Genomic DNA, 1,052 nt, shown 5'->3' with positions numbered 1-1,052 from the left:
GTGTCCACCAGCACGACCGCGCCGATGGCACCCCGCACCAGGTCGTCCCACATGAACCAGAACCGGTGCTGCCCGGGGGTGCCGAACAGGTACAGGATCAGGTCGCGATCGAGGGAGACCCGGCCGAAGTCCATGGCGACGGTCGTGGTCGACTTCAGGGGCGTCATGCCCAGATCGTCGATCCCGGCGGAGGCGTCGGTCATGACGGCCTCCGTGGTCAACGGCATGATCTCCGACACCGCGCCGACGAACGTCGTCTTGCCCACCCCGAAGCCACCGGCGACCACGATCTTCGTCGAGGTCAAACCGGGGCTAGAGCCTGCGAAGTCCACTGAGCACCCTTTCGAGCAGATTTACGTCCGGCCGCCCGGCGTCCAGCTGCGGCTGATGCACCCGGACCAGACCTTCGGCGGCCATGTCAGCGATCAGCACCCGTACGACGCCGAGCGGGATCCGCAGCAGGGCCGACACCTCCGCGACGGACCGGACCTGCCGGCACAGTTGGCTGATCGCCTGGTACTCCGGCGTGATATGCGAGAACTCCCGCTGCTCGGCCGTCGCCGATGACACCAGGGCCTCCATCGCCAGCTTGACCCGCGGCGCCGTCCGTCCACCTGTCACCGCGTACGGGCGGACGGGCGAAGCGGGGTCGGGATTCAGCTGCGACTGGGACTGGGGTTGAGGCGGAGGAGCCCAACCGCCGCTGTTCCATCTCGGGTCTGTCACCTACATCACCTGGTCTGGCTGGCGCGCAACTCCGCACGCACAGCCGGAGTCAGCACCTGACCGGCGCGATCGACCATCAGCGTCATCTGGTACGCCACCAAACCCATGTCACAGTCCGGAGCCGCCAGCACCGCAAGACACGAACCATCACTGATCGACATGATCAGCATCAGCCCACGCTGCATCTCCACGATCGTCTGATTGACCGCACCACCCTCGAACACCCTGGCCGCACCCTGCGTCAAACTCACCAACCCCGACGCGATCGCAGCCAGCTGATCAGCCCGATCAGCCGGAAAACCCGACGAAGCCGCCAACGGCAACCC

At 66.4% G+C, this 1,052-nt stretch carries 3 protein-coding genes; all 3 read right to left on the bottom strand.

The window, feature by feature from the left end:
• Positions 1–305: GTP-binding protein (locus ETD85_RS62430; RefSeq protein ID WP_206059661.1), on the bottom strand; the 305-nt coding region annotated here is incomplete at its 3' end.
• Between the two features lie 7 nt (positions 306–312).
• Positions 313–660: a DUF742 domain-containing protein gene (locus tag ETD85_RS62425; protein ID WP_111179488.1), complete on the bottom strand. Its 348-nt coding sequence runs from the start codon at positions 658–660 to the stop codon at positions 313–315.
• A 71-nt stretch (positions 661–731) separates the two neighbouring features.
• Positions 732–1,052: roadblock/LC7 domain-containing protein (locus tag ETD85_RS62420; RefSeq protein ID WP_138699114.1), on the bottom strand; the 321-nt coding region annotated here is incomplete at its 5' end.

The organism is Nonomuraea zeae, assembly GCF_005889725.1.
In the GTDB taxonomy this organism is placed as follows: Bacteria; Actinomycetota; Actinomycetes; order Streptosporangiales; family Streptosporangiaceae; genus Nonomuraea; species Nonomuraea zeae.
This window is presented reverse-complemented; position numbering and strand designations above follow the sequence as displayed.